The following is a 15142-nucleotide window of genomic DNA, read 5'->3' on the forward strand; positions in this document are numbered from 1 at the left end:
TGATGCCCGAAACCTTGCCTGCACCGGCCGTTGCGACGGCCGCCGCCAGCCTCATTCACCCGCCCCGCACGCTGGCCGGGCGTGGCAGTTCGTGGGTGGTGAGCTCGGCGGTGCTGGTGTCGTTGTTGTCCCTGCTGCCGATTGCGTTCGTCATCGGCGTGGCGTGGTACACCGGCTGGGCGACCATCGAAGCCCTGATCTTTCGCCCGCGGGTCGGCGAATTGCTGATCAACACCGTGCTGCTGGTGCTGATCACCCTGCCGCTGTGCATCCTGCTCGGAACCACCTTGGCCTGGCTGACCGAACGCAGCAACCTGCCCGGCCGACGCCTGTGGTCAGTGCTGGCGGTGGCTCCGCTGGCCGTGCCGGCGTTCGTCCACAGTTATGCGTGGGTCAGCCTGATTCCGTCGATCCACGGTCTGCCGGCCGGTGTGCTGGTGTCGGTGATCGCCTATTTCCCGTTTCTGTATTTGCCGATTGCCGCGACCTTGCGTCGTCTCGATCCGGCGATTGAAGACGTCGCGCAATCCTTGGGACTCAAGCCATGGGCGGTGTTCTTTCGGGTGGTGTTGCCCCAACTGCGCCTGGCAATCTGCGGTGGCGCGTTGTTGGTCGGTCTGCATTTGCTGGCCGAGTACGGCTTGTACGCGATGATCCGTTTCGACACCTTCACCACAGCGATCTTCGATCAGTTCAAATCGACGTTTAACGGCCCGGCGGCCAACATGCTCGCTGGCGTTCTGGCGCTGTGCTGTCTGGCGATGCTCACCGCCGAATCTGCCGCCCGTGGCAACGCCCGCTATGCGCGAGTCGGTTCCGGCAGCGCCCGGGACCAGCGCAGCGTGCAACTGGGCCGAGGCGTGACAACCCTGGCTTTATTGCTGCAAACCTTGACCTGCCTGCTCGCGCTCGGTGTGCCGTTGCTCACGCTGGGCCGCTGGCTGCTGGCCGGTGGCGTGCAGGTCTGGGAAGGCGACGAACTTTTGCCGGCCTTGCTGCAGACCTTGTCGTACGGCGTTGCCGGCGCGTTGCTGACCAGTGTTGCGGCGATTCCCATCGCGTGGCTGTCGATCCGCTCGCCGGGCAAACTGCAGCGCTTGCTGGAAGGCTGCAACTACATCACCAGCTCCCTGCCCGGCATTGTCGTTGCGCTGGCGTTGGTCACTGTGACCATCCATTTCGCCCGGCCGATCTACCAGACCACCATCACCGTGCTGCTGGCTTATCTGCTGATGTTCCTGCCCCGGGCGCTGGTCAGTCTGCGCGCCGGTTTCGCGCAGGCCCCGGTCGAGCTGGAAAACATCGCGCAAAGCCTTGGCCGCTCGCCGATACGCGCATTGTGGCTGATCACCGTACGCTTGGCAGCTCCCGGCGCGGCGGCAGGTGCGGCACTGGTGTTCCTGGCAATCACCAATGAACTGACCGCAACCCTGCTGCTAGCGCCCAACGGCACGCGCACCCTCGCCACCGGATTCTGGGCGATGACCAGCGAAATCGATTACGCCGCCGCAGCGCCGTATGCGCTGCTGATGATCCTGCTTTCACTGCCGCTGACGGCCATTCTCTATCACCAATCCAGGCGTACCGCTGGCCGATGAACGCTCTCGAACTGCTCAACCTCAGTAAAACCTTCGGCGCGCAGAAGGCGCTCGACGACGTCAGCCTCAACGTGCCGACCGGCAGCCGCACGGTGATAGTCGGCCCCTCCGGTTCCGGCAAGACCACGCTGTTGCGGATGATCGCCGGCTTCGAGTTTCCCGACAGCGGCAGCCTCACCCTCAACGGCCAGACGCTGGTCGACCGCAGCCACGCAGTGCCGGCCTATCAACGGCAGATCGGCTACGTCCCGCAGGACGGCGCGTTGTTCCCGCACATGACGGTGGCGGCGAACATCGGTTTCGGCCTGGCCCTGACCGGTGCGGCCCGCACCCAGCGCATCCTTGAGTTGATGGACAGCGTCGCCCTCGACGCCAACATGGCCAACCGTTGGCCCCACGAATTGTCCGGTGGCCAGCAACAGCGGGTCTCGCTGGCCCGCGCTCTGGCGCAGCAACCACGGCTGATGCTGCTGGACGAGCCGTTCTCCGCCCTCGACACCGGTTTGCGCAGTGCCATGCGCAAAATGGTCGCGCGCCTGCTCGAAGACGCCGGCGTCACCACCATTCTGGTGACTCACGATCAGAGCGAAGCGTTGTCGTTTGCCGATCAATTGGCGGTGATGCGCAGCGGCCGGCTGGTGCAGTCCGGGCATCCGATGGATCTCTACCGCTATCCGGAGGATGAACAGACCGCGCACTTTCTCGGCGAAGCGGTGGTCCTGCCCGCGCGAATCGAGGCGGGTTGGGCGCATTGCGATCTGGGTCCGGTGGCGGTGAACAGCAACGGCTTCAGCGGCGCTGCACAGATCATGCTGCGTCCTGAACAATTGCAGATCGCCGAGGTGGCGTCTGACGGCCAAAGCTGCCCTGCGCTGGTCACCGACCGCGATTTTGCCGGCAACACCTGCACCCTGACGGTTGAACTGAGCTCATCCGCGACTCAGGATCCGGCCCGTTCGATTCTGGTGCGCAGCTCCGGCATGCACGCGCCGCCCGCCGGCAGCGCGGTGCAGCTGTCGGTACTCGGTGCGGCGCATGTGTTTGGCCTGAGCTGATCAGAGATCGAAGCGATCCACCGCCCGCCGCCGCTCGTTGTCATCGCGCACATCGTAGTTGGCGGTGGTCTGGATATTGCTGTGATGCGCCAGTTTCTGCGCGATCGACAGGTCGTGCTCCTCGATCACCCGAGTGATGAACGAGCGACGGAAATCGTGGGGCATGATCTTCACCCCGACCTGCGTGCCGCGCTGGCGAGCAATGTAGTAGATCGCATGTTTGGTGATGCGCTCGCGGGTGATGTGGCTGCCACGGCGAATGCGGTTGAACAGGAAGGCATCGTCGCTCTCGCCTTCCTTGAGCTGTGAACGGCGTAGTTCGAGCCACGCGTCGAGCTTGCTGAACGCCCATGCCGGCGCGTACTTGATCAACTGCTTGTTGCCCTTGGCGGTGACGCACAGGCTGCGCTCGCTGAAATCAACCTGATTCAGGTCCAGATCCACCGATTCCGACTTGCGCATGCCGGTGCCGTACAGCAACGCGATGATTGCCGCATCACGCAGGCCCTGCGGGCGTGGATCGGCGGCGCAGACTTCCATCAGTTCGTGTATCAGCGTGCGCTTGAGATTGCGCCCCTGAGACAGCCGCGTGCCGGCGATGCCCTTGACCGAACGCATCTTCAGAAGATGTTCCTGGCTGATCAGACTCATGCGCCAGGCCTCATTCATCACCCCGCGCACCGCATTCACATACAACGAAGAAGTGTTCGGTGCGTAGTTGTCTGCACGTAATGCAGCGACCAGCGCTACAACATCTTCCGGTTGCAAGGCATGCCAGGGAATCTCTTCGACATTCATGTCTTCAAAGCCCAGGCGATCGGCCGCATCTTGCAGCACATAGCGCATGGTCAGTTGGCTGGAGGGCGCCAAACGCGCGAGGTACAGGCTCATCGGGTTGGTTTTTGGAGCGTCAGGGGTTGCAGCAACTAAATCAATCAAACGTTAAACCTTGAGTAAAAAATGTACAGCACTACAACAACTAACAAATGCAATGTACTTGAAGTAAAGAAGGTACTTGAGCGGCACTGTCCGACAAAAAACTGCGATGGACGGCAGAAGCCTGAACAGCGGCTGTATAAGTGACAGATAAACGATTCGCCAACCGGTTTTTCATGTTCCTTTCACAAAAACCGGCATAACCTTAATTCCCATAGGTTCGGTAGTGGCTATGCCCCAACCTGCCGGGCAAATCGTGAAAAGTCAATCAATCCCCGACGTCATGCTTTTTTTGCCAAGTTATTGATGCAGGAGCGCTTTTCTGTGTCTACGCTGAGGCTGGATCCAATAACCGCGTGAATCCATCCTTTATTTTTTTTGTAATGAGGTGCCCATGAGTCAGGCGTTTCTCCCCTTCTCCCGCCCAAGTATTGGCGATGAGGAAATTGCCGCTGTCGAGCAGGTGTTGCGCTCGGGCTGGATCACCACGGGGCCGAAAAACCAGGCACTCGAAGAGCAGTTTGCGCAGTATGTGGGTTGCAAGCACGCGGTGGCCCTGTCTTCGGCCACCGGCGGCATGCACATCACGCTGCTGGCCCTGGGCATCGGCCCGGGCGACGAAGTCATCACCCCGTCGCAGACCTGGGTCTCGACCGCCAACATGATCTCCCTGCTGGGCGCCAAACCGGTGTTTGTCGATGTCGACCGCGACACGCTGATGACCGACGCTGCGCGCATTGAAGCGGCCATCACTCCGCGAACCAAAGCAATCATTCCGGTGCACTACGCCGGCGCTGCATTCGATCTCGATCCGCTGTATGCCCTGGCCGACAAGCACGGCATCCCGGTCATCGAAGACGCCGCCCACGCCGCCGGCACCCGCTACAAGGGGCGCCACGTCGGTTCGCAAGGCACGGCGATCTTCTCGTTCCATGCGATCAAGAACATGACCTGTGCCGAAGGCGCGATGTTCGTCACCGACGACGAAGCCCTTGCCAGCCGCGTGCGCATGCTCAAATTCCACGGCCTGGGCGTTGACGCCTATGACCGTCTGACCGGTGGCCGCAAGCCGCAGGCGCAAGTGATGGAACCGGGTTTCAAGTACAACCTGGCCGACATCAACGCCGCGATTGCCCTGGTGCAGTTGCAACGTCTGGACGAAATCAACACTCGCCGCACCGAGCTGGCCACCAGCTACCTGCAAAAATTCGAAGGCCTGCCGGTGCAACCGCTGGCCCTGCCCGCCTATGCCCAGCAACACGCCTGGCACCTGTTCATCCTGCGCATCGACAGCGAGCGTTGCGGCATGGACCGCGAAGCGTTCATGAAGGCGTTGCAGGATCAGGGCATCGGCACCGGTATCCATTTCATCGCCACCCACCTGCACACCTGGTATCGCCAGCGTGACCCCGACCTCTACCTGCCCAACACCGAATGGAACTCGGCGCGGCTGTGCTCGATTCCGCTGTTCCCCGACATGACCGGTCAAGACCTTGACCGGGTGGTCGGTGCCATCGCTCAAATCATGGAAAAACGCCTGTGAAACCTTATCCAATCCGTAGCGTGTCGATCGTCATCCCGGTCTACAACGAACAGGAAAGCCTGCCCGAGCTGCTGCGTCGTACCGAGGCGGCCTGCCGCCAGTTGCACCACGATTTTGAAATCGTGCTGGTCGACGACGGCAGCCGCGACGAATCGGCGAACATGCTCGAAGAAGCCGCCGGGCGTGAAAACAGCCCGTTCGTGGCGGTCATTCTCAACCGCAACTATGGTCAGCACGCCGCGATCATGGCCGGTTTCGAACAGTGCAAGGGCGACGTGGTGATCACCCTCGACGCCGACCTGCAGAACCCGCCGGAAGAAATCCCGCGGCTGGTGGCCGAAGCCGAAAAAGGTTACGACGTGGTCGGCACCGTGCGCGGCAATCGTCAGGACTCGGCACTGCGCCGTTATCCGTCGAAGCTGATCAACCTTGCCGTGCAACGCTCCACCGGCGTCGCCATGAGCGACTACGGCTGCATGCTGCGCGCCTACCGCCGCACCATCATCGACGCGATGCTCGCCTGCCGCGAACGCAGCACGTTCATCCCGATCCTGGCCAACAGCTTCGCCCGTCACACCACCGAAATCGTCGTGGCCCACGCCGAGCGTGAACACGGCGACTCGAAATACAGCCCGATGCGCCTGATCAACCTGATGTTCGATCTGGTCACCTGCATGACCACCACCCCGCTGCGCTTGCTCAGCATCGTCGGCTTCGCCATGGCCGGCTTGGGCGTGCTGTTCGCGATTGCGTTGATTGTCTTGCGTCTGGCCTTCGGTGCCGGTTGGGCCGGTGACGGCATGTTCGTGCTGTTCGCCGTGCTGTTCGTGTTCACCGGTGGTCAGTTCATCGGCATGGGCCTGCTGGGTGAATACCTCGGCCGCATGTACAGCGATGTGCGCGCCCGTCCACGTTTCTTCATCGAAAAGGTGTTGCGCAGCCAGCCGGCCGCTCCGGCCCCTGCCGTCACCGTTGATGGTCTTTCTTCTACCGCTACTTCTTCCACTTCCGATCAGGTTCTCTCATGAGTGCAAAAACTGTTGTCTTCGCCTACCACGATATTGGCTGCGCCGGCATTGAAGCCCTGCTCAACAGCGGCTATGACATTGCAGCAGTGTTCACTCACGCCGATGATCCGAAAGAAAACGCGTTCTATGCCTCGGTTGCACAGCTGTGCGCCAACAAAGGCATCCCGGTGCACGCGCCGGAAGACGCCAACCACCCACTGTGGATCGAGCGCATCGCCAAGCTGGATCCGGAGTACATTTTCTCCTTCTACTACCGCAATCTGCTGAGCGAACCACTGCTGGCCCTGGCCAAAAAAGGCGCGTTCAACCTGCACGGTTCGCTGCTGCCACGCTATCGCGGCCGCGCTCCGGCGAACTGGGTGCTGGTCAACGGCGAAACCGAAACCGGCGTGACCCTGCACCGCATGGTCAAGCGCGCTGATGCCGGCGCCATCGTTGCCCAGCAGCGCGTTGCCATCGAGCGCAGCGACACCGGCCTGACCCTGCATGCCAAACTGCGCACCGCCGCCAGCGACCTGCTGCGCGACACCCTGCCGAACATGCTGCAAGGCAAGATCACTGAAACCCCGCAGGACGAATCGAAAGCCACCGTGTTCGGTCGTCGCACCCCGGCGGACGGCAAACTGGTCTGGGCCAAACCGGCCGAAGAACTGTTCAACCTGGTGCGCGCCGTGACCCGTCCTTACCCGGGTGCGTTCTGCGCCGTGGGCGAGCACAAACTGATCGTCTGGAGCGCCGAAGTCGTCAAGGGCAACGAAGGCCAGGCGCCAGGCCGCGTGATCAGCGTCGATCCGCTGCGCATTGCCTGCGGTCAGGACTCGCTGGTGATCAACGCCGGTCAGCGCAACGACAACGGCCTGTACCTCAGCGGCCCGCAACTGGCCAACGAACTGGGTCTGGTCGATGGCTCGTTGCTGCGCGGCGCCGAATCCGGTCGTGCGCCACGTCGTACTCGCGTACTGATCCTGGGCGTCAACGGTTTCATCGGTAACCACCTGTCCGAGCGCCTGCTGCGTGACGACCGCTACGAAGTCTACGGTCTGGACATCGGCTCCGACGCCATCGACCGTCTGCGCAGCCACCCGCACTTCCACTTCGTCGAAGGCGACATCAGCATTCACTCCGAGTGGATCGAGTACCACATCAAGAAGTGCGACGTGGTCCTGCCGCTGGTGGCCATCGCCACCCCGATCGAATACACCCGCAACCCACTGCGCGTATTCGAGCTGGACTTCGAAGAAAACCTGAAACTGGTGCGCTACTGCGTCAAGTACAACAAGCGCGTGATTTTCCCGTCGACTTCGGAAGTCTATGGCATGTGCCAGGACAAGAACTTCGACGAAGACAGCTCGAACCTGATCGTCGGTCCGATCAACAAGCAGCGCTGGATCTACTCGGTCTCCAAGCAACTGCTGGACCGCGTGATCTGGGCTTACGGCGCCAAGGGCCTGAACTTCACCCTGTTCCGTCCGTTCAACTGGATGGGCCCGCGTCTGGACCGTCTGGATTCGGCGCGTATCGGCAGCTCCCGCGCCATCACCCAACTGATCCTCAACCTGGTGGAAGGCACGCCGATCCGTCTGTTCGACGGTGGCGAGCAGAAGCGTTGCTTCACTGACATCGCTGACGGCGTTGAAGCCCTGGCGCGGATCATCGACAACGACAACGATGTCTGCAACGGCCAGATCATCAACATTGGCAACCCGGACAACGAAGCCAGCATCCGTCAGTTGGGCGAAGAGCTGCTGCGTCAGTTCGAAGCGCACCCGCTGCGTCACAACTTCCCTCCGTTCGCCGGTTTCCGCGACGTGGAAAGCAAGGCGTTCTACGGTGCCGGTTACCAGGACGTGGAACACCGCAAGCCAAGCATCGCCAACGCCAAGCGCCTGCTGAACTGGGAGCCGACCGTGGAAATGCGCGAGACCATCGGCAACACCCTGGACTTCTTCCTGCGTGAAGCCATGCTCGAAATCGCGGACAAGAAGTAATGCAGGCAGGTCTTCGTATCGATGTCGACACCTACCGTGGCACCCGAGAAGGTGTGCCGCGGCTGCTGGAGATGCTCGACGAGGCGCAGGTCAAGGCAACGTTTTTCTTCAGTGTCGGCCCGGACAACATGGGTCGGCATCTGTGGCGCCTGATCCGCCCGCAGTTCCTCTGGAAAATGCTGCGCTCCAACGCTGCCGGCCTGTACGGCTGGGACATTTTGCTGGCCGGCACTGCCTGGCCCGGCAAACCGATTGGCCGTGATCTCGGACACCTGATGCGTCAGGCCCGGGACGCCGGTCACGAAGTCGGCCTGCACGCCTGGGATCACCATGGCTGGCAGGCCAACGCCGGGCGCTGGAGCGACGCGCAACTGATCGAACAGATCCGGCGCGGCGTCGATACCTTGAGCGACATCCTCGGCGAAAAGATCCAGTGTTCGGCCGCCGCCGGTTGGCGTGCGGACGAGCGCGTGATCGAGGCCAAGCAGACCTTCGGCTTTCGCTATAACAGCGATTGCCGCGGGCAGAGCCTGTTCCGTCCGCTGCTGGCGGACGGTTCGCTGGGCACTCCGCAGATTCCGGTGGACCTGCCGACCTTCGACGAAGTCGTCGGCCCGCACGTGGCGGCGAAGGACTTCAACGCCTTCATCCTCGACCGGTTCCAGTCGCAAGCACTCAACGTCTACACCATTCATGCCGAAGTAGAAGGGATTCTGATGGCTCAGGACTTTCGTCAATTGCTGGCCGATGCACGCCAGCGCAATATTGACTTCAAACCCTTGGGCGACTTGTTGCCCGAGTTTTTCAACACCCTGCCCGTGGGCCGCGTGCAACGAGGTGTGCTCGAAGGCCGTGAAGGCTGGCTGGGAGTGCAAGGCGCATGACCAGACGCTGGGCACTGCCGCTGTTGGTCGGCCTCTGTCTGCTGGCCTATCTGTTGCCGTTGAGCACCCATGGCCTGTGGATCCCCGACGAAACCCGCTACGCACAGATCAGCCAGGACATGCTGCTCAGTGGCAACTGGGTGTCGCCGCATTTCATGGGGCTGCGGTATTTCGAGAAACCGATTGCCGGCTACTGGATGATCGCCATCGGCCAGGAATTGTTCGGGCAGAATCTGTTCGGCGTGCGCTTCGCCTCGGCCCTCAGCACCGCTTTGAGTGTGCTGCTGGCCTACCTGGTCGCGCGCAGGTTATGGAGCGATCCGCGCAAGAGCTTCGTCTGCGCCCTGCTCTACATGAGCTTCACCGTCGTCGCCGGTCAGGCCGGGTACGCCAACCTCGATCCGCAATTCACCTTCTGGGTCAACCTGAGCCTGGTGGCGCTGTGGTTTGCGCTCGACAGCCGCAGCACCGGGCAACGGCTGGGCGCCTGGGCGCTGCTGGGGCTGGCCTGCGGCATGGGTTTCATGACCAAGGGCTTTCTCGCCTGGTTGCTGCCGGTACTGATCGCATTGCCGTGGATGCTCTGGCAGAAACGCTGGCGTGAACTACTGGTGTTCGGTCCGGTGGCGATCGCCATCGCGATCATCGTCAGCTTGCCGTGGGCGCTGGCGGTGCACGCACAAGAACCGGATTACTGGCGGTTCTTCTTCTGGCACGAACACATCCGGCGCTTTGCCGGTGACGATGCGCAGCACGATGCACCGTGGTGGTTCTACCTGCCGCTGCTGGTGGCATTCAGTCTGCCGTGGGTTGGCCTGTTGCCGACCGCGTTCAAGCAAGCCTGGCAAACCCGGGCCCAGCCGAACATGGTCTTCCTGCTGTTGTGGCTGTGGTTGCCGCTGGGCTTTTTCAGCCTGAGCAACGGCAAGCTGCCGACCTACATCCTGCCGTGTCTGCTGCCATTGGCACTGCTGCTGGGCAATACGCTGGCTGATCGTCTGCGTCTCGAACAAGGTCGGGCGCTGGGAATCAACGGTCTGCTGAACCTGCTGCTGGGTGTGGTCACGCTGATTGCACTGGTTTACCTGCAACTGAACAAACCTGTGTACGACCACGAACTGCACAGCCTGGTGCTGGTGTTCATCGCCCTGATCGGCTGGATCATCGCCAACCTGGCGCAAGCGTTCCTGCCGCTGCAGTGCTGGGCGGCGCCGGCGCTGGGCAGCCTGTTGCTGGCGGGAATCCTGCCGGCGGCGTTGCCCAAGTCGGTGGTGGCCAACAAAACCCCGGATCAGTTCATCCGCCACCATGTCACCGAACTGTCCGGCGCCACTCACCTGCTGAGCAATGATCTGGGTGCGGCGGCAGCGCTGGCCTGGCGCATGAAACAACCAGAGGTCGCGCTGTACAACACGGTCGGCGAACTCAAATACGGTCTGTCCTTCCCGGAAGGCGCTGAACGCCGACTCACCAAGGACAACGTTCAACAATGGGTACGTGAAGCGCGCCGCAGCGGCTCGGTCGGCGTGCTGATGCGCGTCAAGGGCCAGGACGAGCTCGAAGAGCTGGACCTGCTGCCCAAGGACGGTACCCGTTATGAGTCGGGCAATCTGGTGATCATGGTGCTGCCCAAGGATCCGTCATGAGTTGGTTGCTGTTACTGACGGCGTGTCTGCTGACGTGCCTGGGGCAAGTCGCGCAGAAATTCGCCGTGGAGAGCTGGCGCGGCGTTGATTCGTCCTGGGCCGACAAACTGCGTTCGCCATGGTTGTGGCTGGCGCTGTTTGCTCTCGGCAGCGGGCTGCTGGTCTGGCTGCTGGTGTTGCAACGTCTTGAAGTGGGCATCGCTTACCCGATGCTCAGCCTCAACTTCGTGCTGATCACCCTGATCGCTCGCTTCGTTTTTCGCGAGCCCATCGACCGTCAGCATTGGCTGGGCGTGGCGCTGGTGATCGGCGGCGTAGTTTTACTGGGGCAACAGTCATGAACAAGGCACGTGGTATCGGTTTTGCTCTGGGCAGCGTAATGCTGGTCAGTGGCGCCCAACTGGGCATGCGCTGGAGCATGACGCGCCTGCCGCAACCGGAACAATGGCTGACGGCGTTGAGCGCCGGCAGTGTCGATCTGTCGGCACTGGCCGTGGTGGTGGCGGCGATTTTCGCCTACGCCCTGTCGATGCTCTGCTGGCTCGCGGCATTGCGCGATCTGCCGCTGGGCCGGGCTTATTCACTATTGAGCATCAGCTACGCGCTGGTGTACCTGCTGGCGGCCAGTCTGCCGCTGTTCAACGAATCGTTCAGTTTCACTAAATCGCTGGGCGTGGCACTGGTCATGCTCGGGGTCATCACTATTAACACTCGTCCGTCTCGTGCGCCCGAATTCAGGAGTGCTCCATGAAAATCACAGTATTTGGTAGCGGTTATGTTGGCCTGGTGCAGGCCGCCGTGTTGGCCGAAGTCGGTCACGACGTCGTGTGCATGGACATCGATCAGAAGAAAGTCGAGCTGCTGCGCCAGGGTCACGTCAGCATCTTCGAACCGGGCCTGTCGAGCCTGGTGCGCGAAGGTCTGGACTCCGGCCGCCTGCATTTCACTTCCGATGAAAAACTCGCCGTACAACACGGTCGCGTTGCGTTCATCGCCGTGGGTACACCGTCCAGCGAAGACGGCTCGGCCGATCTGAAATACGTGCTGTCGGTAGGTGACGCCGTGGCGCGGCACCGTGAGCAGCCGCTGATCCTGGTGGAGAAGTCCACCGTACCGGTCGGCACCGGCGACACCCTGCGTGCGCACATTCAAGCCGCACTGGACAAGGCCGGTCGTGAGCTGCAGTTCGATATCGTCTCCAACCCGGAATTCCTCAAGGAAGGTTCGGCGGTGGCCGACTGCCGTCGTCCGGACCGCATCGTCATCGGCTGCGAAGGTGACGAAGTGCAAGATGTGATGCGCGACCTGTACTCGCCGTTCAACCGCAACCATGACCGCATCATGTTCATGGACCTGCGCAGCGCCGAGCTGACCAAATACGCCGCCAACTGCATGCTGGCGACCAAGATCAGCTTCATCAACCAGATCGCCGAACTGGCCGAACACCTGGGCGCCGACATCGAGTCGGTCCGTCAGGGCATCGGTGCCGACACGCGCATCGGTTACCACTTCATCTACCCGGGCTGCGGTTATGGTGGCTCGTGCTTCCCGAAAGACATGCGCGCGCTGATCCACAGCGCCGAGCAGGCACACTGCTCCAGTGACCTGCTGCAAGCGGTCGAGGCGATCAACGAGCGGCAGAAGCACAAGCTGTTCGACCGTATCAACGCGTTCTACAAGGGTGACCTGCGCGGCAAGACCTTTGCCCTGTGGGGCCTGGCGTTCAAGCCAAACACCGACGACATGCGCGACGCGCCGAGCCGTGTCCTGCTCGATTCGTTGTTCGCTGCTGGCGCCAGCGTTCGCGCGTTCGACCCGGAAGCGATGCAGGAAACCCAGCATCTGTACCCGAACGAAGAAAAACTGATGCTGATGGGCACCCCGGAATCGGTGCTGGCGGGTTCCGATGCGCTGATCATCTGCACCGAATGGCAGCAGTTCAAGGCGCCGGATTTCGACCTGATCGAGCAACGCCTGAAAGCCCCGGTGATCTTCGACGGCCGCAACCTGTACGACGCCGAGCGTCTGGCACGCAACGGCTTCAAGTACTTCCCGATCGGCCGTGGCGACTCGCGCAAACTGCCGATGCCGCTGCAGCAATGGTCTGACAAAGCGGACGTCGCTTGATCACGTTGTCGCCTGTCATCCGCCGGCAGTCCCTGATCGCAGGGCTGCTGGCACTGTTGCTGTTCATCGCCGGGGTTTACGGACAGGCGCCCATTGGCTTCGATTCACGTTTCGTACTGTTTGCCCAGGAGATGCTCCGGCACGGGCCAACGGTATTCCCGACCACTTACGGTGAGCCGTACGCCGACTATTCGGCGCTCTCGACGCTGTTCATCTGGTTGTTGTCGTTGCCCTTTGGCGCGGTCAACACCCTCACGGCATGGCTGCCGAGTGCCATTGCCGGCGGCGTGATCGTGACGTTGATGTATCGCTTGCTGGCGGTGCATTCGCAACACTGGGCCCTGATCAGCATCGCGCTGTTGATGCTCACCAGCACCTTCGTCACCGAAGTGCGCGCGGTGTCGCAAGACCTGATGCTCGCCGCCGTGGCGCTGTCGGTGTTTTATCTGGGCTATGCGCACGACCACTTCGGCTCGCGCCGGCGCTGGCCGCTGATCTTTGTCCTGCTGTTGCTGGGCTTCGGGATTCGCGGGCCTATCGGCCTGGTGGTACCGACCGGCATGCTCTGCAGTTACTACCTGCTCAACCGTGAGTGGAAACGCCTCTTCGTGTTCGGCGTGATCGCTTCTGTGTTACTCGCAGCGTGTGTCAGCCTGCTGTTGTGGCTGGCGAAACTCAGCGGTGGCGAAGCCTTCCTGCAGGACGTGATCCGCATGCAGTTCATGGGGCGCATGGACGGCAGTGAAGGCGTCAGTGGTTCGCTGTATTACTTCACCAGCTCCATCGGCAACTACGCACTGGCGTATCCGCTGGCGATCCTGGCGTTGGCCGCGACCTGGCTGAGCAAACCGCATCAGCGCGGGCCGGCCTTGCGTCTGGTGCAATATTGCGCCGCCGCCGGGCTGATCGTCATGGTCGGCCTGTCGATTCCACAGGCGAAGAAGGCGCGTTACCTGCTGCCGATGTTGCCGATGGCGGCGATCATCGCCGCGTACCCGTTTCAGGTGCTGCACGGTCGGGTGTTCCGCGTATTGCGTGGGGTGATTCAAGGTATCTGGCTGGTGACGCCGGGACTGTTGATGGTGGCCCTGCTGGTTGCCAAGCGCCGTTTTCCCGAGCAGCTCGACGGCATCACCCTGGTGCTGGTCGTGCTCGGCGTTCTGCAATTACTCGCGTTGTCGCGTCTGATGATCCCGCGCTGGCGGGCCGAAGTGTTGGCGCTGTGCTCGGTGTTAGCCTTGTGGACGGTGTATGCCGCGGTGTTCGAACCGGTGGAGCGACGTCTGTACGACACGCAGGCGTTCAGTCGTGCTGCCTTCGCGCAGGTGCAGCAGAACCCGGCCCCGCTGGTGCTGCACGGCATGGGCAAAGACGCCAAGGCGATCAAGTTCATGGTCAACGTCGAGCAGGATCTGCAACCGCAGTTCACCGAAACGGTGCAGCAACTCGAAGCCCTCAAAGCCCCGGCCTGGTTGATGATGGACAGCAAGGACCTGCAATCGCTGCAAGGCACCTCGCTGGCCAGCCTGCAACCGGTGCTGACCGGGCGTTTCGACAAGAACGATTACGTGCTGTTGTATCTGAAGCCCTTGTAGGAACTGATTGAGGCTGCGATCTTTTGTGCTTTCAGGAAAAAGATCGCAGCCTGCGGCAGCTTCTACAGGGACTGTTTACCATGAGTTTTGTTGTACGCCGGGCGCGGCAGAATGATGCCGCCGCCCTCCCCGCCATCGAACGCTCGGCCGCCGAGCTGTTTCGCACAGATCCTACCCTCGCCTGGCTTGCCGACACCGACGTGGCAAGCGCCGCGCAACACCGCCAAGCCATCGACAATGCCTACGTCTGGGTCGCCGAAAACACCTCGGCGCAACTGGCAGGGTTTATTCGCGCGCTGGATTTCGACAACCAACTGCACATTGAAGAACTGTCCGTCAGCCTGGCGTTTCAGGGGCAAGGCGTGGGTCGTCAACTGCTGCTGGCCGCGATTGAACATGCCCTCCGTGAGCAAATGCGCGCCGTGACCCTGACCACGTTTCGCGACGTGCCGTGGAATGCGCCGTTTTATCAGCGGATGGGGTTTGTGGAAGTCGCACCCGGTGAGCACGAAGCGCATTTGCTCGATGCTCTGCAGAAAGAAATCGAGCATGGCTTTGCCGCCGAGCGACGCTGCGCCATGCTCCTGCCCCTCTATTGATAACACCGCCAATCCCCTCTGTGGGAGCGGGCTTGCTCGCGAAGGCGGTGTGCCCGCTGATAACGATGCTGGATGTGCCGGCCCCTTCGCGAGCAAGCCCGCTCCCACACGGATTTGCGGTGTGTCAGGTTGACCGCCGAGCG

Annotated in this window: 13 protein-coding genes; 12 read left to right on the forward strand and 1 reads right to left on the reverse strand. The window is 61.8% G+C overall.

Annotation, left to right across the window (positions count from 1 at the left end):
- Positions 1–2: 2 nt before the first annotated feature.
- The gene (locus V3W27_RS26330; RefSeq protein ID WP_330207910.1) at positions 3–1598 is read left to right on the forward strand and encodes an ABC transporter permease; all 1596 of its coding nucleotides are present in this window, start codon (positions 3–5) and stop codon (positions 1596–1598) included.
- Complete coding sequence (locus V3W27_RS26335) at positions 1595–2653, forward strand: ABC transporter ATP-binding protein (RefSeq protein ID WP_330207911.1); 1059 nt, start codon at positions 1595–1597, stop codon at positions 2651–2653. The genes V3W27_RS26330 and V3W27_RS26335 overlap by 4 nt, the downstream gene beginning before the upstream one ends.
- Here the strand turns inward: V3W27_RS26335 and V3W27_RS26340 are convergent, their stop codons facing one another.
- Positions 2654–3544: a site-specific integrase gene (locus tag V3W27_RS26340; protein WP_027611947.1), complete on the reverse strand. Its 891-nt coding sequence runs from the start codon at positions 3542–3544 to the stop codon at positions 2654–2656.
- Positions 3545–3983: 439 nt separating this feature from the next.
- On the opposite strand from V3W27_RS26340, the gene arnB reads away from it, so the two are divergent.
- From arnB to V3W27_RS26390, 10 genes are all read left to right on the forward strand, one after another.
- On the forward strand, positions 3984–5132 hold the full coding sequence (gene arnB / locus V3W27_RS26345) for a UDP-4-amino-4-deoxy-L-arabinose aminotransferase (RefSeq protein ID WP_330207912.1): 1149 nt from the start codon (positions 3984–3986) through the stop codon (positions 5130–5132).
- The gene (gene arnC, locus V3W27_RS26350) at positions 5129–6160 is read left to right on the forward strand and encodes an undecaprenyl-phosphate 4-deoxy-4-formamido-L-arabinose transferase (protein WP_123586304.1); all 1032 of its coding nucleotides are present in this window, start codon (positions 5129–5131) and stop codon (positions 6158–6160) included. Before arnB ends, arnC begins: the two co-directional genes overlap by 4 nt.
- Positions 6157–8148 (forward strand): bifunctional UDP-4-amino-4-deoxy-L-arabinose formyltransferase/UDP-glucuronic acid oxidase ArnA, encoded by a 1992-nt coding sequence (arnA, locus tag V3W27_RS26355; RefSeq protein ID WP_330207913.1) that lies wholly within the window; start codon positions 6157–6159, stop codon positions 8146–8148. The genes arnC and arnA overlap by 4 nt, the downstream gene beginning before the upstream one ends.
- Positions 8148–9032 carry a 4-deoxy-4-formamido-L-arabinose-phosphoundecaprenol deformylase gene (gene arnD, locus V3W27_RS26360; protein ID WP_123586303.1) on the forward strand — a complete coding sequence of 295 codons (885 nt, stop codon included), beginning with the start codon at positions 8148–8150 and terminating at the stop codon, positions 9030–9032. Before arnA ends, arnD begins: the two co-directional genes overlap by 1 nt.
- Positions 9029–10678 (forward strand): lipid IV(A) 4-amino-4-deoxy-L-arabinosyltransferase, encoded by a 1650-nt coding sequence (arnT, locus tag V3W27_RS26365; protein ID WP_330207914.1) that lies wholly within the window; start codon positions 9029–9031, stop codon positions 10676–10678. Before arnD ends, arnT begins: the two co-directional genes overlap by 4 nt.
- Positions 10675–11019, forward strand: coding sequence for a 4-amino-4-deoxy-L-arabinose-phosphoundecaprenol flippase subunit ArnE (arnE, locus tag V3W27_RS26370; RefSeq protein WP_027611953.1), 345 nt, complete (start codon positions 10675–10677; stop codon positions 11017–11019). Before arnT ends, arnE begins: the two co-directional genes overlap by 4 nt.
- Positions 11016–11429 carry a 4-amino-4-deoxy-L-arabinose-phosphoundecaprenol flippase subunit ArnF gene (arnF, locus tag V3W27_RS26375; RefSeq protein ID WP_330207915.1) on the forward strand — a complete coding sequence of 138 codons (414 nt, stop codon included), beginning with the start codon at positions 11016–11018 and terminating at the stop codon, positions 11427–11429. Before arnE ends, arnF begins: the two co-directional genes overlap by 4 nt.
- The gene (locus tag V3W27_RS26380; RefSeq protein ID WP_103367181.1) at positions 11426–12805 is read left to right on the forward strand and encodes a UDP-glucose dehydrogenase family protein; all 1380 of its coding nucleotides are present in this window, start codon (positions 11426–11428) and stop codon (positions 12803–12805) included. Before arnF ends, V3W27_RS26380 begins: the two co-directional genes overlap by 4 nt.
- Positions 12802–14400, forward strand: coding sequence for an ArnT family glycosyltransferase (locus tag V3W27_RS26385; RefSeq protein WP_330207916.1), 1599 nt, complete (start codon positions 12802–12804; stop codon positions 14398–14400). The genes V3W27_RS26380 and V3W27_RS26385 overlap by 4 nt, the downstream gene beginning before the upstream one ends.
- 80 nt (positions 14401–14480) lie before the next feature.
- On the forward strand, positions 14481–14999 hold the full coding sequence (locus V3W27_RS26390; protein ID WP_330207917.1) for a GNAT family N-acetyltransferase: 519 nt from the start codon (positions 14481–14483) through the stop codon (positions 14997–14999).
- The last annotated feature ends 143 nt before the right edge of the window (positions 15000–15142 follow it).

It is taken from the genome of Pseudomonas sp. AM14(2022) (genome assembly GCF_036346455.1).
Taxonomy (GTDB): Bacteria; Pseudomonadota; Gammaproteobacteria; order Pseudomonadales; family Pseudomonadaceae; genus Aquipseudomonas; species Aquipseudomonas putida_A.

Excerpts from the sequence above, each read along its gene's own strand:
- V3W27_RS26330 (WP_330207910.1), top strand. The coding sequence starts at position 3 with ATGCCCGAAACCTTGCCTGCACCGGCCGTTGCGACGGCCGCCGCCAGC.
- V3W27_RS26335 (WP_330207911.1), top strand. The coding sequence starts at position 1,595 with ATGAACGCTCTCGAACTGCTCAACCTCAGTAAAACCTTCGGCGCGCAG.
- V3W27_RS26340 (WP_027611947.1), bottom strand. The coding sequence starts at position 3,544 with ATGAGCCTGTACCTCGCGCGTTTGGCGCCCTCCAGCCAACTGACCATG.
- arnB (WP_330207912.1), top strand. The coding sequence starts at position 3,984 with ATGAGTCAGGCGTTTCTCCCCTTCTCCCGCCCAAGTATTGGCGATGAG.
- arnA (WP_330207913.1), top strand. The coding sequence starts at position 6,157 with ATGAGTGCAAAAACTGTTGTCTTCGCCTACCACGATATTGGCTGCGCC.
- arnD (WP_123586303.1), top strand. The coding sequence starts at position 8,148 with ATGCAGGCAGGTCTTCGTATCGATGTCGACACCTACCGTGGCACCCGA.
- arnT (WP_330207914.1), top strand. The coding sequence starts at position 9,029 with ATGACCAGACGCTGGGCACTGCCGCTGTTGGTCGGCCTCTGTCTGCTG.
- arnE (WP_027611953.1), top strand. The coding sequence starts at position 10,675 with ATGAGTTGGTTGCTGTTACTGACGGCGTGTCTGCTGACGTGCCTGGGG.
- arnF (WP_330207915.1), top strand. The coding sequence starts at position 11,016 with ATGAACAAGGCACGTGGTATCGGTTTTGCTCTGGGCAGCGTAATGCTG.
- V3W27_RS26380 (WP_103367181.1), top strand. The coding sequence starts at position 11,426 with ATGAAAATCACAGTATTTGGTAGCGGTTATGTTGGCCTGGTGCAGGCC.
- V3W27_RS26390 (WP_330207917.1), top strand. The coding sequence starts at position 14,481 with ATGAGTTTTGTTGTACGCCGGGCGCGGCAGAATGATGCCGCCGCCCTC.